Annotated in this window: 15 protein-coding genes; 6 read left to right on the forward strand and 9 right to left on the reverse strand. The window is 66.7% G+C overall.

Annotated features, from left to right (window positions below):
* Positions 1-25 precede the first annotated feature (25 nt).
* From HCU64_RS09990 to HCU64_RS10005, 4 genes are all read left to right on the forward strand, one after another.
* Positions 26-427 (forward strand): hypothetical protein, encoded by a 402-nt coding sequence (locus HCU64_RS09990; protein WP_233383708.1) that lies wholly within the window; start codon positions 26-28, stop codon positions 425-427.
* A 176-nt stretch (positions 428-603) separates the two neighbouring features.
* On the forward strand, positions 604-1,686 hold the full coding sequence (locus HCU64_RS09995; protein WP_233383709.1) for an efflux RND transporter periplasmic adaptor subunit: 1,083 nt from the start codon (positions 604-606) through the stop codon (positions 1,684-1,686).
* The gene (locus HCU64_RS10000; RefSeq protein ID WP_233383710.1) at positions 1,683-4,784 is read left to right on the forward strand and encodes an efflux RND transporter permease subunit; all 3,102 of its coding nucleotides are present in this window, start codon (positions 1,683-1,685) and stop codon (positions 4,782-4,784) included. Before HCU64_RS09995 ends, HCU64_RS10000 begins: the two co-directional genes overlap by 4 nt.
* A 66-nt stretch (positions 4,785-4,850) precedes the next feature.
* Positions 4,851-5,396 (forward strand): TetR/AcrR family transcriptional regulator, encoded by a 546-nt coding sequence (locus HCU64_RS10005; protein ID WP_233383711.1) that lies wholly within the window; start codon positions 4,851-4,853, stop codon positions 5,394-5,396.
* 11 nt (positions 5,397-5,407) lie between these two features.
* Here HCU64_RS10005 and HCU64_RS10010 read toward each other — a convergent pair whose 3' ends face one another.
* From HCU64_RS10010 to mdcA, 7 genes are read right to left on the reverse strand one after another with little or no spacing between them, the layout of a single operon-like run.
* Positions 5,408-6,349, reverse strand: coding sequence for a malonate decarboxylase subunit epsilon (locus HCU64_RS10010; protein ID WP_267922288.1), 942 nt, complete (start codon positions 6,347-6,349; stop codon positions 5,408-5,410).
* Positions 6,343-7,263, reverse strand: coding sequence for a triphosphoribosyl-dephospho-CoA synthase MdcB (mdcB, locus tag HCU64_RS10015; protein WP_233383713.1), 921 nt, complete (start codon positions 7,261-7,263; stop codon positions 6,343-6,345). Before mdcB ends, HCU64_RS10010 begins: the two co-directional genes overlap by 7 nt.
* Positions 7,260-7,937: a malonate decarboxylase holo-[acyl-carrier-protein] synthase gene (gene mdcG / locus HCU64_RS10020; RefSeq protein ID WP_233383714.1), complete on the reverse strand. Its 678-nt coding sequence runs from the start codon at positions 7,935-7,937 to the stop codon at positions 7,260-7,262. Before mdcG ends, mdcB begins: the two co-directional genes overlap by 4 nt.
* A gap of 1 nt (position 7,938) precedes the next feature.
* The gene (mdcE, locus tag HCU64_RS10025; protein ID WP_233383715.1) at positions 7,939-8,655 is read right to left on the reverse strand and encodes a biotin-independent malonate decarboxylase subunit gamma; all 717 of its coding nucleotides are present in this window, start codon (positions 8,653-8,655) and stop codon (positions 7,939-7,941) included.
* Positions 8,642-9,559, reverse strand: a complete 918-nt coding sequence (locus HCU64_RS10030) for a biotin-independent malonate decarboxylase subunit beta (protein WP_233383716.1) — start codon at positions 9,557-9,559, stop codon at positions 8,642-8,644. The genes mdcE and HCU64_RS10030 overlap by 14 nt, the downstream gene beginning before the upstream one ends.
* Positions 9,556-9,870 carry a malonate decarboxylase acyl carrier protein gene (gene mdcC / locus HCU64_RS10035; protein ID WP_233383717.1) on the reverse strand — a complete coding sequence of 105 codons (315 nt, stop codon included), beginning with the start codon at positions 9,868-9,870 and terminating at the stop codon, positions 9,556-9,558. The genes HCU64_RS10030 and mdcC overlap by 4 nt, the downstream gene beginning before the upstream one ends.
* A gap of 10 nt (positions 9,871-9,880) precedes the next feature.
* Positions 9,881-11,527, reverse strand: coding sequence for a malonate decarboxylase subunit alpha (gene mdcA / locus HCU64_RS10040; RefSeq protein ID WP_233383718.1), 1,647 nt, complete (start codon positions 11,525-11,527; stop codon positions 9,881-9,883).
* Positions 11,528-11,757: 230 nt separating this feature from the next.
* On the opposite strand from mdcA, the gene madL reads away from it, so the two are divergent.
* Both madL and madM read left to right on the forward strand, forming a co-directional pair.
* Positions 11,758-12,234, forward strand: a complete 477-nt coding sequence (gene madL, locus HCU64_RS10045; RefSeq protein ID WP_233383719.1) for a malonate transporter subunit MadL — start codon at positions 11,758-11,760, stop codon at positions 12,232-12,234.
* A 5-nt stretch (positions 12,235-12,239) separates the two neighbouring features.
* Positions 12,240-13,007 (forward strand): malonate transporter subunit MadM, encoded by a 768-nt coding sequence (madM, locus tag HCU64_RS10050; RefSeq protein WP_233383720.1) that lies wholly within the window; start codon positions 12,240-12,242, stop codon positions 13,005-13,007.
* 67 nt (positions 13,008-13,074) lie between these two features.
* Here the strand turns inward: madM and HCU64_RS10055 are convergent, their stop codons facing one another.
* Both HCU64_RS10055 and ispH read right to left on the reverse strand, forming a co-directional pair.
* The gene (locus HCU64_RS10055) at positions 13,075-14,040 is read right to left on the reverse strand and encodes a homoserine kinase (protein WP_233383721.1); all 966 of its coding nucleotides are present in this window, start codon (positions 14,038-14,040) and stop codon (positions 13,075-13,077) included.
* A gap of 82 nt (positions 14,041-14,122) precedes the next feature.
* Positions 14,123-15,145: a 4-hydroxy-3-methylbut-2-enyl diphosphate reductase gene (gene ispH / locus HCU64_RS10060; RefSeq protein WP_233383722.1), complete on the reverse strand. Its 1,023-nt coding sequence runs from the start codon at positions 15,143-15,145 to the stop codon at positions 14,123-14,125.
* Positions 15,146-15,250 lie beyond the last annotated feature (105 nt).

Here is a 15,250-nt window from a genome sequence, read left to right on the forward strand (position 1 = left end):
TGCCGGCCACGAACGAGGATATGAGATGTCGACAGCTTTCCGAACCGCCGCCGCCCTGATCCTCGGCCTCGCCGTCTGCGGACCGGCGAGCGCACAACCCGCGCCGCCGCCAGTCCCGACCACCAAGATCCTCGCCATTGGCACGGTCGATCCCGGCGCGGACATCGCAAAGATCCGGGAGATCCTGCCGACCGAAGTCAAAGAGACCGTGGGCCTCTACCTCGATGGCAAGATCGACCAATGGTACTCGCTGCAGGGGCGCGCCGGTGTCGTCTTCATGTTGAACGTTACCGACACAGCAGCCGCTCACGAAATGCTGGCGAAGCTTCCACTCGGCCAAGCCCATCTCATGAGTTTCGAGCTCATCCCGCTCGCTCCGCTCAATCCGTTACGCAGGCTATCGGGGATGTCGGCGAAGCAGCCGTAAGGTTAGTTTGGCTCAGCACGAACGGACATGTAGCGCGGTCCAACAGCGCTCTCCGCTCATGTGCGATTCGACACAGCCGCCCCGGTGATCCCATCCGACGCCATTGACGGCCGCCTTCCGTAAAAATACATGACGAACGTAATTTATAAACCGGCGTGCGGCTAGAGGGCTATGGGATGAACGCGAGAGTGTTCCTGGTGTTGGCTCCGCTGGCTCTGTCTGCATGCACGCAGGCCGAAACGGCGTCATCGCCCCCGCCACCGCTGGTCCAGACGATTGAAGTTCGCCCGGGCGAGGGTGGCATCGCCCGCTACACTGGTGTGGTCCGCGCCCGGACGGAGAGCAATCTCGGCTTCCGGGTCACGGGAAAAATCTTTGAGCGCCTCGTTGATCCCGGTGACCGCGTGAAGCGGGGGCAGCCCCTCATGCGGCTCGATCGAACCGATTTCGTACTTGCCCTGAACTCGGCGAAGGCCGCGACGGAGGCAGCCCGCGCGCAAATGCTCCGGACCCGAGCCGACGAGGAGCGTAGCCGCAAGCTCGTCAGCGACGGTTGGACCTCGCGGCAGACCTACGATCAGAACAAGGCCGCGGCCGATGCGGCGGCAGCCCAGCTTGCCGCGGCCGAAGCTCAGTCGGGGCAGATCGAAAACCAGGCCGGCTATTCCGAGCTGCAAGCCGACGCCGACGGAGTCGTGATGGATGTGCCTGCCGAGCCCGGGCAGGTCGTCACTGCCGGCCAGACCGTCGTGCGGCTTGCCCGCGATGGCGCGAGAGAGGCTGAGATCTTCCTGCCAGAGGGCAGCGAACGCACGGCACGATCGGAAGCAAAGGCAGCGCTCTACGCCGATGCTGCCGGAGCGACCTACCCTGCTCGCCTGCGCGAGCTCTCTGCCATGGCAGACCCTGCCACACGCACCTACAGGGCCCGCTACATCCTGTCCGGAGGCGGTGAGACGGCACCACTCGGCGCGACGGTGACCCTGCAACTCAAACTGGCCGATGCCCAGCGCTCCGGTTCCGTCGCGGTGCCCCTCGGCGCGGTCTTCGACGACGGAAAGGGATCTTCGGTATGGCGGATCGACGGTGAAACCGTCGTGCCACAGCGAGTCACCGTATCGCGGATGGGCGATGAGACTGCCGAGGTCGCCGACGGCCTCAGCGCCGGTGACCAGATCGTGTCGCTTGGTGCCCACCTGCTCAAGGCCGGCGAGAAGGTCCGCGTTGCCCCGGTCAGCATGACGGGAGTTGTGCGATGACCGGGTTCAATCTGTCCGCTCTCGCGGTTCGCGAGCGGGCCGTCACGTTGTACCTCCTGATTGCCGTGGCGGCCGCCGGCTTCTTCGCCTTTGAAAAGCTCGGCCGAGCCGAGGACCCGACCTTCACGGTGAAGACCATGTCGGTCTCGGCCGCATGGCCCGGCGCGACGACGGGAGAGATCCAACGCCAGGTCGCCGACCCGCTGGAGAAAAGGCTGCAGGAGTTGACCTACTACGACCGCGTCGAGACCACGGTCCGACCCGGGCTGATGCTGATGAAAGTCTACCTGAAGGACTCGATGCCGCCTGCGAAGCTGCAGGAGGAGTTCTATCAGACGCGCAAGAAGCTCTCCGATCAGGCCGCGACCCTGCCGCGCGGCGTGATGGGACCGCTCTTCAACGACGAATTCTCCGACGTCTACTTTGCCCTTTACGCCCTGCAGGCCCGCGACCTGCCACATCGTCAACTCGTGCTGCGGGCCGAGGACCTGCGCCAGCGCCTCTTGCGGGTGCCGGGTGTCGAGAAGATCAACATCCTGGGCGAGCAGGCTCAGAAGATCTTCGTCGAGGTCTCATACCAGCGTCTCGCGACGCTCGGGATATCGGGCCAGCAGCTTCTCACGGCTCTGGCCAACCAGAACGACGTCACGCCGGCCGGATTCGTCGAGACGGTGGGTCCGCGGGTCTACCTGCGCCTCGACGGGGCGATCGACAGCCTTGATGTCCTGCGCAACCTGCCGGTAGCGGCGGGCGACCGCAGCCTCAAGCTCGGCGACATCGCGGAGATCAAGCGCGGTTACGAGGATCCGAAGGTCTTCGCCATCCGCAATGACGGCGAGCCGGCCCTGATGCTCGGCCTCGTGATGAAGCCGGGTTTCAACGGTCTCTCGCTCGGAGAGGCCCTCAATGCCGAAGAAGTTGCGATCCATCACGAACTTCCGACCGGTCTCACCTTCGCGAAGATCACCGACCAGGCGAAGGTCATCGACGACGCAATCCATGAGTTCATGGTGAAGTTCTTTACCGCGCTCTCGGTGGTCATTGTGGTGAGCCTGCTGACGCTCGGTTTCCGGGTCGGGCTGGTGGTTGCGCTCGCTGTTCCCCTCACCCTCTCGGCCGTGTTCGTGGTGATGATGCTGACCGGTCGCGACTTCGACCGGATTACGCTGGGTGCCCTGATCCTCTCGCTGGGTCTGCTCGTCGACGATGCGATCATCGCGATCGAAATGATGGTGGTGCGAATGGAGGAGGGTGCGGACCGGATCGCGGCCGCCACTTACGCCTGGAGCGCCACCGCCGCGCCGATGTTGACGGGCACTCTCGTCACCATCGCTGGCTTCCTACCGATCGGCTTCGCACGCTCGTCCGCCGGTGAATACGCCGGCAACATCTTCTGGGTGGTCGGCTTCTCGCTGATCGTCTCCTGGATCGTTGCCGTGACCTTCACCCCGTACCTCGGCGTGAAACTTCTGCCCGAGATCAAGAAGAAGGAGGGAGGCCATGAGGCGATCTACGCCACCAAGAACTACCAGCGCTTGCGGAGGCTCGTACGGTTCTCGGTAGACCACAAATGGCTCGCCGCCGGTATCACGGTCGGGCTGTTCGGCGTGGCCATTGCAGGCATGGGCAAGCTCGAGCAGCAATTCTTCCCAAACTCGGAGCGAGCCGAGTTGATCGTCGAGGTCACGATGCCGACGGGGTCCGCCTTCGGCGCGACGGAGGCGACCGTAAAGAAGGTCGAGGCCGCGGTGCGGGAGCAGCCGGAGGCGCGGGAGATCACGAGCTACATCGGACAGGGCATGCCGCGTTTCGTGCTCTCCTTCGACCCCGAACTGCCGGATCCCGCCTTCGCGCAGATCGTCGTTCAGAGCGAAAGTAGCGCCGCCCGCGATGCCCTGCGGGTCAAGGTTCGCAAGCTCGTCGACGACGGACGCTTTCCTGAGGCGCGCGTGCGGGTCCTGCAGATCGTTTTCGGACCGCCGATCCGCTTTCCCGTGGCGTTCCGCGTCGTGGGACCGGATATCGACGTGATCCGCGGCATCGCCGATCAGGTGCGCGAGGTCATGCTCGCAAACCCGAACATGCGCCTCGTCCACCTCGACTGGGGGAACAAGACGCCGAGCCTGCATCTCGCGCTCGATCAGGAGCGCCTACGTTTGATCGGCCTGACCCCGAAGGAGGCCGGACTCCAACTCCAGAGCCTTCTGAATGGAACACCGGCGACTCAGGTCCGCGAGAACCTGCGCACCGTCGACGTCCTGCTGAGAAGCCCCGGGCCGGAGCGGCGCTCGCTCGGCGAGATTGGCGATATGACGCTCGCCACGAAAGATGGGCGCCAGGTTCCGGTCTCTCAGGTCGCTCATCTGGAGAGCCGCAGCGAGGATGCCGTGCTCAAACGCTACAATCGCGAGAGCTACATCCAGGTGCAGGGCGACGTCCTCGACGGCAAGCAGCCTCCGGACGTGACGATGCAGATCCTGCCGCAGCTCGCCGCCCTCAAGGCAAAGCTGCCTCCGGGCTATCGCATCGATACGGCCGGCGCGGTCGAGGAAAGCGCCAAGGCGATGACAGCATTGGTCTCGATCTTCCCGCTCATGCTGATCGTCACGCTGACCGTGATCATGTTCCAGGTGCGCTCGTTTTCGACCATGTTCATGGTCTTTGCGACCGCTCCTCTCGGCGTGGTTGGAGCTGTGCCGACCCTTCTGCTCTTCCATCAGCCGTTCGGGTTCAACGCGATCCTCGGTCTGATTGGTCTATCGGGCATCCTGATGCGAAACACCCTGATCCTCGTCGATCAGATCCACCATGATCGTGAGGCAGGCCTCTCGGACTACGAGGCCATCGTCGAGTCGACGGTGCGTCGCGCGAGACCTGTCATCCTCACGGCGGCCGCGGCCATGCTCGCCTTCATCCCCCTGACCCATTCGGTGTTCTGGGGGGCTCTGGCCTACGTCCTGATCGGCGGAGTCGGTGTCGGCACGCTGCTGACGTTACTCTTCCTGCCGGCTCTCTATGCGCTCTGGTTTCGCGTCAAGCAGGCACCGAAGATCGATCCTTCGCATCAGCCGGGCATGGTCCCTTCAGTCTCCCACTAACGATCGTCGATGGATCGTAAAATGTTAGTCGTCATATATATGAGGCGTAATTGTTGAGGATCGCCCATGCCACGCGTCTCGCAGGAACAGGCAAAGCTCAATCGCGCGCGGGTCGTCGAGGTCGCGGCGACCTTGTTTCGCGAACGTGGGCTGCACGGAGTCGGAGTGGCCGACATCATGTCCGCCGCCGGGCTGACGCATGGCGGCTTCTATGGGCAGTTCGCGAACAAGGACGCCCTGGCCGTCGAGGCGTTCGAATGCGCGCTGTCCCAGGATCGCCGAGGCGACATCGAGGCCTTGGTGGCTGAGTACCTCTCCGCCGAGCACGTGAGAACGCCAGGAACCGGTTGTCCGATCGCAGCACTCGCCAGCGACGTGGCTCGAGAGATGCCAGATAGCGCGGTGCGCCACCGCTTCACTCAGGGGGTCAGGCGATTTTCAGAGCTCATAGGCAAACTTCTGCCGCGGAGTTCGGCCGAACGGCGCAGGCAGCGAGCTCTTGCCGCGATCTCGACTCTTGTCGGGGCTGTCATTCTCGCGCGGGCCGTCGACGATGAGCAGCTGTCTGGCGAGTTGCTCGATGCGGCGAAATCTGCAGTCGTGCCTCAGTAACGTGGATCGCACTACGGCCTGTCGAGGGGCAATCTCCTCCGCTCAATCCAAGCATTGACGCCTTCGATGGAGCGGAAGTCCTCGAGTGCGTGGACACGCGCTCCAGGAAGCGCGTCGCGCGCCATGGTCGCGAGACTGCGGCCGGGCCCAAGTTCAAGTACGGATTCGGCGCCCAGTTCGCGACACGCCTCCAGGCAGCCGGCCCAGTCGATGGTCTGAGAAATCTGGCGCGCGAGCTTGTCCAATCCGCCAGCCGGGTCGAAGAGCGTTGTTCCATCAAGCCCTTGAATGAGCCGCGGCGCGCCTGGAGGGGGTCGCTGCAGCGTCTCCCGAGCAAGGGCTTGGGCAAAACTCTGGCTTGCGTCGACGAGCAACGGCGTGTGCGAAGGGGTACGGACCGGGAGCAGGATGGCGCGCTGGGCACCAGCGGCAGCAGCTTGGGTGCAGACGGCCTCGAGCGCTGTGCGCAAGCCTCCGACAACCGCGCTGTCGGGGGCGTTGCGTATGGCAAGCTGACACGCGTGGCGCTCGGCCAGTTTCGTAACGGTATCGAGGCTCAATCCGCGGATTCCTGCGAGCCCGTAGCCCTCGCCAGAGGCAGCATCCATTGCCTCTGCCCTGACGGCGGCAAGGCGTAGAACTGAACCCGGTTCGAGCCGTCCCGCGCAACCCCACGCAGCGAGATCGCCGATGCTGTAGCCGGCGACGACCAAGCGTGAAGGTTTTGACTGATCGATAATTTTCCAGGCTGCGAGCGCAGCAGTGCAGCACAGGATCTGGCCCGTGCGATTGCCGTGAAGGTCGGCGTTCGGTTGTTCGACGAGGTCGCGCGGGTCGATGCCAAGCAGCGAGGCAGCAGCCTCGAACACGGGTTGCGCCTGCGGCGCGTCCTCCGTGAGATCGAACATCCCGGGGTGCTGCGCCCCCTGTCCAGAGCACAGCAGCGCTAGCATGACGCTGGGCCTGCGGGAGGATCGGTCCGGGGATCCCAGCCGGATGTTCCGCGGGAGTGCCCAGCATGCTCATGGCATGCCACGAACAGCGTCATGGCGAGCAGATCAGCCGCGCCGCCGGGGCTGAGCCGCCGGGCTTTGAAATCGCGATGAATTGCTTCCGCCTGCTCCTGCCAATCGGGTTGGTCGACCCCGCCGCTATCAAGAAACTCGGCGGCGGCGCTGCGGGCGAAAGCGAGACCGTTCGAGCCCCCGCGATGGAGGAGATTGGTGTCCTCGGTCGCCGCGGTCAGAGCGAAGCAGGCTTCGACACGGGCTGCCTCGGGATCGCCAGGTCGGAGGGCCATTCCGCGCCGGAGGGCTGGGAGGCCGATTCGGTAGACAGTCGGGAAGCCGGCGGCGGCCTCGGCCGGGGCTCCGCCGACGCCGTGCCGGCGGCGGACGCGGGCACCGGGAGCGTGCAGGAGGACGGGCCCGTTCAGAATACCCTTCGCGTGGGTGCGGGCTACGTGGGTACCGAGGGCGCCGGGGCGGATCGGCGAGACACCGGCTCCGAGGGCGCCGGCGGCGGAGGCGAGGAGGCCGAGGCCAAAGATGGCGCCGCGATGCGTGTTCACGCCGCCTGTCGCCGCGAGCATGGCTGTCTCCGCCGCGAGGCCAATGCAGCGCAGACCGTCCATGGGGAGGCCCCGGCTGCCGGCTTCGGCGAGCTCTTGGAAATAGGGTTCTAGGGCGGCGGCGCTGGCCTCGAAGGTGGCGGCGTCCATGTCGTCGTGGCTACCGCTGTCGACGTGGCTGACGAGGCCGGGCTTGGGATAGGTGTCGAGTTCGAGCCGCAGAGCCTCCACGGCGGAGCGGGCGATGAGGCCGGCGTCGCAGGCCGGCCGGAGGGCAAAGGCGGAGGCAGCGCTCACGCGGACGCCCTCCCCTTCAGTGAGGCGACGGCGCGCATCTCCAGGCGGTCACGATGCTTGGCGAGGACGTCGCCCGTCTCGGGGGCGTCCAGCACTTCGCGCCAGTGCAGGCCGGCGCCGTCGGGCAGGAGGATTTCGCCGTCGAGGCGCATCGGGGCGGCCTCTGCGATGCGGGCGAGCGCGGCGAGGAAGCCGGCTGGGATGGTCTGCGTCGGCAGCGACCAGAGAACGTCGAGGTCCGAGGTGGCGGCGAGATAGGTCAGGCCGGTGGCGGCCTGCCAGAGCAGGCTGCCGAAGGGGCGTGGCGTGAGGCCATGCTCGGCGCCGAGGGCGATCAGGGCATCGAGGGTGGTGTGCCAGGCCTCGGGCGCGACAGTGCGGGCGTCGGCGAGCGCGAGGACCGGATACAGCGAAAGGTCGTCGGGCGAGAACGCGAAGCCAATACGGCGCTTGCCGTCGGCAGGCGGCAGCGGCAGGCCGAGGGGGATGCTGTCGCGCGGCTCGCCGGGGAAGAAGCGGCGGACGATCAGCGGTCGGCCGGCCTCGGCCCAGCCGGCGAGCTGTGGCACGCCGTCGAGATCGGGACGCTGGCGCAGCATGGCCGCCCAGGCAGCGGGGTCGACGCGGACGAGGTCGTGGCGATGTGGTTGAGGGGAGAGGGTATCCCCGCCCATCTCAGCCTCCTCGCGCCTGCCGCTGCACGCGCTCGGCGATCTCGCGGGCCACAGGACGGCCGCCGCGCTCTTCTCCGAGCGTATCGCGTGTATCGCTTGCCGGCAGCGCGGCGATCAGCTCGCGGACTTGCCCGTCGAGCGGCTTCTCCGCGTCGAGCACCACATGCACCGCGCCGGTGGCGACCATGTTGTCGAGGCCGGGGGCGAAGACCGGAGTCGACTTCGCCATCTCCTGCAGCTTCTCCAGGGGAAGCTTGGTGACGCGGGCGACGGATGGCAGGTCCATCACGCTGGGATTGGCTCCTGGCAACGCCGCGAGCACCCGCGTCGCGAGCGCCGTGGCGATGAACGCGCCGGCCGCCGAGTGGCCGTAGATCAGGCCGATGGTCGGGTGGCCGAGGCGGTCGGCCAGCAGCAGCGCCTTGGCGAGATGCGCGAGGCATTCGTTGAGGCCGAGGAGCTCGTCGCGCCGGCTCATGCGCTGGCTGTCGGAATCGATCGCGACGAGGATCGGCGCCCGGTCGCCGGTCCGCACGACGTCGAGCACGGCGGCCGAGAGCGCCAGCGCGCCCTCGACACCGAGCGGCGTGTCGCCGTCGACGCCGATGACGTGGAGCGGCTTGCCGTCGAGGCTACCCTGCCCCGTGACGAGACCGTCAGCGACGGTGACGGCATGGCCTCGCGGGAAGACCGACGACAGAATCTCAGCGAGCGTCATGGGAGGCCTCCGTCACGCTGGCCACTGTCTCCGCAAAAGCGGCATCCGTCATGGCCGGCACGGCATCGGGATCGTTGACCCCGAGCCGCGCCCAGATCTCGGTGGCGTCGCGGCAATCGCCGAAGCGCTTTACGCGGGCTTCAAGCCGGGCCTGCTCGGCCTCCAGCATGGCGAGGTCGAAGGCCGGTGCGGTGCCGATCAGTCGGATTGCCGCCTCGCGAAACGCCGCGACGGTGTCGGCGCAATAGGCGTCGGCCCCACCGGTCAGGCGGCGATGCTTGCCGCCCATGGTGCGCCAGACCAGGGCGCGGTCACGGGAATCGAACTCTTCGGCGCCCTTGTTGGTCTCGATCACCTCCGGTCCGGAGACCGAGATGCGGCCCTGTTCCGAGACGGCGAGCCGCGAGCAGGTGCCCGCAATGAGCCCTCCCCCGCCGTAGCAGCCGGCCCGACCGCCGATCAGGCCGATCACCGGGATGCCGGCGGTGCGGGCATCCGCGATGGCGCGCATGGTCTCGGCGATGGCGGTTTCGCCGGCATTGGCCTCCTGGAGACGCACCCCACCGGTATCGAACAGGATCAGCACGGCGGCCGGCTTCGCCGTGATGGCGGCGCGCAGCAGCCCGACGAGCTTGCCGCCATGGATCTCGCCGAAAGCCCCGCCCATGAAGCGGCCTTCTTGCGCGGCGACGAGCACAGGCCGCCCGTCGAGCTTCGCCCGCCCTACGACGATGCCATCATCGAAAGCGCGCGGCAGGTCGAAGAGCGGCAGGTGTGGGCTCATCGCCCGCTCGGCCGGGCCGAGGAACTCCTCGAAGCTGTCCTCATCGACGAGACCGGCGACGCGCTGGCGGGCGCTGGCCTCGTACCAGCTCTGGGAGCCGGGATCGGTCACGATTCTCATGCTGACGCCTCCATCAGCCGGGCGCCCTGGGCCAGGCGCAGGGAGACCGTGTCGGGGCGCGCGCCGCCATCGTTGATGCTGATGCGCAGGCCGCCGGGTTGCGCGCGGGCGACGAAGTCGGCCACCACCGCCTCCCAGACATCGCCGTAGCCGCCGATCGCCGTCTCGATCGCGATCTCGCAGGAATCGGGCGGCAGGACCCGCTCCAGCAAGACTTCGAGGTTGCCGGAGGCGACCACACCGATGATCGCCATTGGCTTGGTGCCGGCGGCCGGCTTCGTGGTGCTGTGGCGGAAGGTCAGCGATTCCATCGGCTTTGCCTCACCAGTTCCGGAACCGGGCCGGCGGCTCGTAGAGGCCGCCCGACCAGTGGACGAGATCCTTGATCGACTTAGCCGCGAGCAGCGAGCGGTCCGCGTCGAGCGGCTCGATGCCGAGGTCTTCCGGCCGTCTGATCACGCCGCGCTCGCGCAAGGCTTGCACCATGGCGCGGTCGCGCCCGCGCCCAACCTCAGTGTAGCCGGCGACGCCGCGGATCGCCTGCTCACGCTCGTCGGCATTGCGGCAGAGCAGGAGATTGGCGATGCCCTCCTCCGTAACAATGTGGGTGACGTCGTCGCCGTAAATCATCACCGGCGCGAGCTCGAGCCCGGACTTCTTGGCCAGCTCCAGCGCGTCGAGCTTCTCCACGAAGGTCGGCACGAGCTTGTCGCCAAAGGTCTCGACGAGTTGCACCACGAGCTTGCGGCCGCGCATCAGGGCCCGGTCGCCGACGATTTCGGCTTCGTGGCCGGCCTTCATCCAGGCTGCGGACGGGTGGCGGCGGCCATGCGGGTCGGAGCCCATGTTCGGCGCGCCGCCGAAGCCCGCCACGCGGTTCTGCGTCACCGTCGAGGAATGGCCGGCGAGGTCGATCTGCAGGGTCGCGCCGATGAACATGTCGCAGGCATAGAGACCGGCCGTCTGGCAGAAGGCGCGGTTGGAGCGCAGCGAGCCATCGGCGCCCGTGAAGAACACGTCCGAGCGTTCCCGGATGTAGCGGTCCATGCCGACCTCAGAGCCAAAGCAGTGGACCTGCTTCACCCAGCCCGACTCGATGGCCGGGATCAGGGTCGGGTGCGGGTTCAGCGCCCAATGCGTCGCGATCTGACCTTTGAGCCCGAGCTTTTCCGCGTAGGTCGGCAGCAGCAGCTCGATCGCCGCTGTGCCGAAGCCGATGCCGTGGTTGAGCCGGCGCACGCCGTACTCGGCATAGATCCCCTTGATCGCCATCATCGCGATCAGGATCTGCGTCTCGGTCATCGCCGCCGGGTCGCGGGTGAAGAGCGGCTCGACGTAGAACGGCTTGTCGGCCTCGATGACGAAGTCGATCCGGTCGCCGGGAATGTCGACGCGCGGCACCTTCTCGACGATCTCGTTGACCTGCGCGATCACCACTCCGTTCTTGAAGGCGGTCGCCTCGACCACCGTCGGCGTGTCCTCGGTATTCGGCCCCGTATAGAGATTGCCGTCGCGGTCGGCCGAGACGCCGGCGATCAGCGCGACGTTTGGTGTGAGGTCGACGAAGTAGCGCGCGAAAAGCTCGAGATAGGTGTGAACCGCCCCGAGCTCGATCTGCCCGCCATAGAGCATCTTTGCGATGCGGCCGCCCTGCGGGCCGGAATAGGAATAGTCGAGGCGCTTGGCGACGCCGGTCTCGAACACGTCGAGATGCTCCGGCAACACGATGCCCGACTGAACCATGTGCAGGTCGTGGATTTTCGAAGGGTCGCAGGCGGCGAGGCCGCGAGCGAGGCAATCGGCCTGCTTCTGGTTGTCGCCTTCGAGGCAGACCCGGTCGCCGGGCTTCAGGACTGCTTCGAGCAAATCGACGACCGAGGTCGCCTGCACCACCTTGCCCTGCGCGTGGGCGCGGCCGGCCGCGATGCGCGCGTCGCGGGCCGTCTTCTCGCTGCGCCAGTCCGTCATGCGCTGCCTCCAGGGCTTCCGCGTACACCGAGCGGGTCGATTCGCACCGTCCGGCATTCAGGTGCCGGCTTCGATGCCCATTAGGTATCCGCTATTGCGAAACTGTCAATATCTTGCATACTGAAACGACTCAAAAATAGAAATACAAATACAGGACGGAGACATGCCATGGCCTGCGCATACACACGGCCGAGCTTCCCCAGTCGTCACGGGCAGGAGGCCTGCCGGTCATGATCATCCTCGGTGTCGCACTGCTGGCCGTCTGCACGCTGATCGGCGTGTTCCTCGGCGATCTCCTCGGCGTCGCGCTCGGCGTGAAGGCTAATGTCGGCGGTGTCGGCATCGCCATGATTCTGCTGATCGCGGCGCGCGTCTGGCTCAAGAATCACGGCCGGCTCGGCAAGGGCGTGATCTTCGGCGTCGAGTTCTGGGCGGGGATGTACATCCCGATCGTCGTCGCCATGGCCGCGCAGCAGAACGTCGTCGCCGCGGCGAGCGGCGGCCCCATCGTGATTATCGCCGCGGTCGGATCGCTGGTTCTGTGCTTCGGCGCCGTCGCGTTGCTCAGCCGGCTGAGCCCCGGCGACGCAACGAGCGAGGCCTTCGCGCATGGCGGCTCCATCGTCGGCGGCGCTGCGAGCGACGAACCCGAGGCGCATCCGGCGCCCTCCCCTTCGGCCAAAACCGTCCCCGCCGCGAAGGAGTGAGCGCCATGCTGCATATGATCGAGCACGTCTTCCTCGAGCAGAGCCTGGTCGCCGCCTTCGCGGTGGTCGGCGGCCTGATACTGTTCTCGAACTTCGTCGCGAAGCATCTCACCGCGGGCCGGGTCCACGGCTCGGCCATCGCCATCGTGCTCGGACTGGTACTCGCCTACTTTGCGGGGCTCTACACGGGCGGCAAGAAGGGTGTCGCCGACATCCCGGCGCTTGCCGGGATCGGCCTGATGGGCGGAGCGATGCTGCGCGACTTCGCCATCGTCGCCACGGCCTTCGAGGTCGATGTGGTCGAGGCACGCCGCGCCGGCCTGCTCGGCGTGATCGCGCTGGCGCTCGGCACCATCCTGCCCTTCATCGTCGGCACGCTGACCGCAGTAGCCTTCGGCTATCACGATGCCGTCTCGATCACGACGATCGGAGCCGGCGCCATCACCTACATCGTCGGCCCGGTGACGGGCGCGGCCATCGGCGCGGATTCGACGGTGATGGCCCTCTCCATCGCCACCGGCGTCACCAAGGCGGTGATGGTGATGGTGGGCACGCCGCTAGTCGCCCGCCTGATCGGCCTCAACAATCCGCGCTCAGCGATGGCGTATGGCGGGCTGATGGGCACCGTGAGCGGCGTCGCCGGTGGACTGGCCGCCACCGATCCGCGGCTCGTCCCCTACGGAGCGCTCACGGCGACCTTCCATACCGGCATCGGCTGCCTCGTCGGGCCGTCGATCCTGTTCCTGGCGGTGCGGGCGATCGTTGGCGGCTGAGCCACAAGCGCGCCGAAGCGGATGCCGGATCGATGGGCTTCTCTCGCCGTAACGAATGGTCGGCTCGTTATGCCGACCAGCCGTAGTCGCTCGCGTGGCTCACATTGCGGTGGAAGGCGAGCCGGCGATCGTATTCCAGGGGATCCTTCGGCTGCACGAGCGCGCCGGGCGGCACATTCAGCCAATCGACGAGCCGCGTGAGCATGAAGCGCATCGCCGCGCCGCGCGCCAGGATCGGCAGCGCCTCGACCTCGCGCGCCTCGAGGGGACGGCGCTCCTGGTATCCGGCGATCATCGCGGCGCCCATGTCGCGGTCGTAGCGGCCATCCGCCTCGAAGCACCAGGCGTTCAGGCAGATGGCGAGGTCATAGGCGAGCGCATCGGTGCAGGCGAAGTAGAAGTCGATGATCCCCGACAGTTCATCTCCAATGAAGAACACGTTGTCGGTGAAGAGGTCGGCGTGGATCACGCCCGAGGGCAGACCGTGCGGCCAGGACGCTTCCAGCAGTGCCAGGTCCGCCAGAGTGCGCGCGCGGAGCCCAGCGGCGACGGTGTCGGCCTGCTCGCTGGCCTGCTCGAAGAGAGGTCGCCATGCAGCGACGGACAGGTTGTTTGCGCGGGTCATCCCAAAGTCGCGGCCGGCATGGTGCAGGCCTGCGAGCGCCCGGCCGAGTTCGCGGCAATGGTCGGCCGTCGGACGCTTGACGGAGACGCCGTCGAGGAAGCTGATGATCGCGGCCGGACGGCCACAGAGCGCGCCAAGTGCCGTGTCGCGACGGTTCTTCACCGGCTGCGGGCAGGACAGTCCTGCGCGGAAGAGGTGCCCCATCAGGTTGAGGAAGAAAGGTAGGTCCTCCTCGTTCACCCGCTTCTCGTAGAGCGTGAGGATATAGGAGCCGGCCGTGGTGTGCAGGAAGAAGTTCGAGTTCTCGACGCCCTCGGCGATGCCCTTGTAGGACAGGAGCGAACCGAGATCGTACTCGGCGAGGAAAGCGGTCAGCGCCGCGTCGGAAACCTCGGTATAGACGGCCAAGGCGGATCGCCCCTCGCTGCTCAACCCAAAACAAAGGGCGCCGAGTCCGGCGCCCCTGTCGTTACGGCATCTCTGCCGGAGACTACTCGGCAGCCTCGCTGCGCAGCTCACGCGGCAGCGGGAAGGACATGTCCTCGATGGTCACCGAGACCTGGTCGACGCTGACGTCGTAGCGCGCAGCGAAGGCGTCGATGATTTCCTCGACCAGCACCTCCGGTGCCGAGGCGCCGGCGGTCAGGCCGAGGCGACGGATGTTGCCGAAGGCCTCCCAGTCGATCTCCTCAGCGCGGAGCACGAGACGCGTGATCGGGCAACCGGCCCGCTCAGCAACTTCGCGCAGACGCTGCGAATTCGAGGAGTTGGAGGAGCCCACCACGATCAGAGCGTCGACCTGCGGAGCAACCTCCTTAACCGCCTCCTGGCGGTTGGTGGTGGCATAGCAGATGTCGTCCTTGTGCGGCCCGGTGATCATCGGGAACTTGGTCTTGAGCGCCGCGACGATGTGCTTGGTGTCGTCGACCGACAGCGTCGTCTGGGTGACCCAGGCGAGGTTGCCCGGATCGGCCACCTCGAGCGCCTCGATCTGCTCGAGATCCTCCACCAGCGTGATCGAGCCCTTGGGCAGCTGGCCCATGGTGCCGACCACTTCCGGATGGCCCGAATGGCCGACCAGGAGCACGTGGCGGCCGCGCTTGTGATGGATCTCGGCCTCGCGGTGCACCTTGGTCACCAGCGGGCAGGTCGCGTCGATCGTGGTCAGGCCGCGGCTGACGGCGTTGGCCGGCACGGTCTTGGCCACGCCATGCGCGGAGAACACCACCGGGGCGCCCTCGTCGGGCACCTCGTCGAGCTCGCGCACGAACACGGCGCCCTTCCGCTTCAGCGTCTCGACCACGTACTTGTTGTGGACGATCTCGTGGCGGACATAGACCGGAGGTCCGTAGATCGCGAGCGCACGCTCGACCACGTCGATCGCGCGCACCACGCCGGCACAGAAGCCGCGTGGCGCGCAAAGCAGGATCTCCAGCGGCGGCTTCTCGCCGGTGATGGCGGGCTGCGGAACCCGATCGGGGTCCGCGGTCAGGTTGATGGTATCGGCGCTCATGATCCCGAGGATGTGGAGAGGCGGGTAGTGTGCTGTCAACCGGCAGAGCGGCTGAACTCCGAATTAGCACAAGCTTCCTACCACAATCATTGGCTAGCGTGACCC

The sequence above is a fragment of the Methylobacterium sp. C25 genome (assembly GCF_021352225.1).
GTDB lineage: Bacteria > Pseudomonadota > Alphaproteobacteria > Rhizobiales > Beijerinckiaceae > Methylobacterium.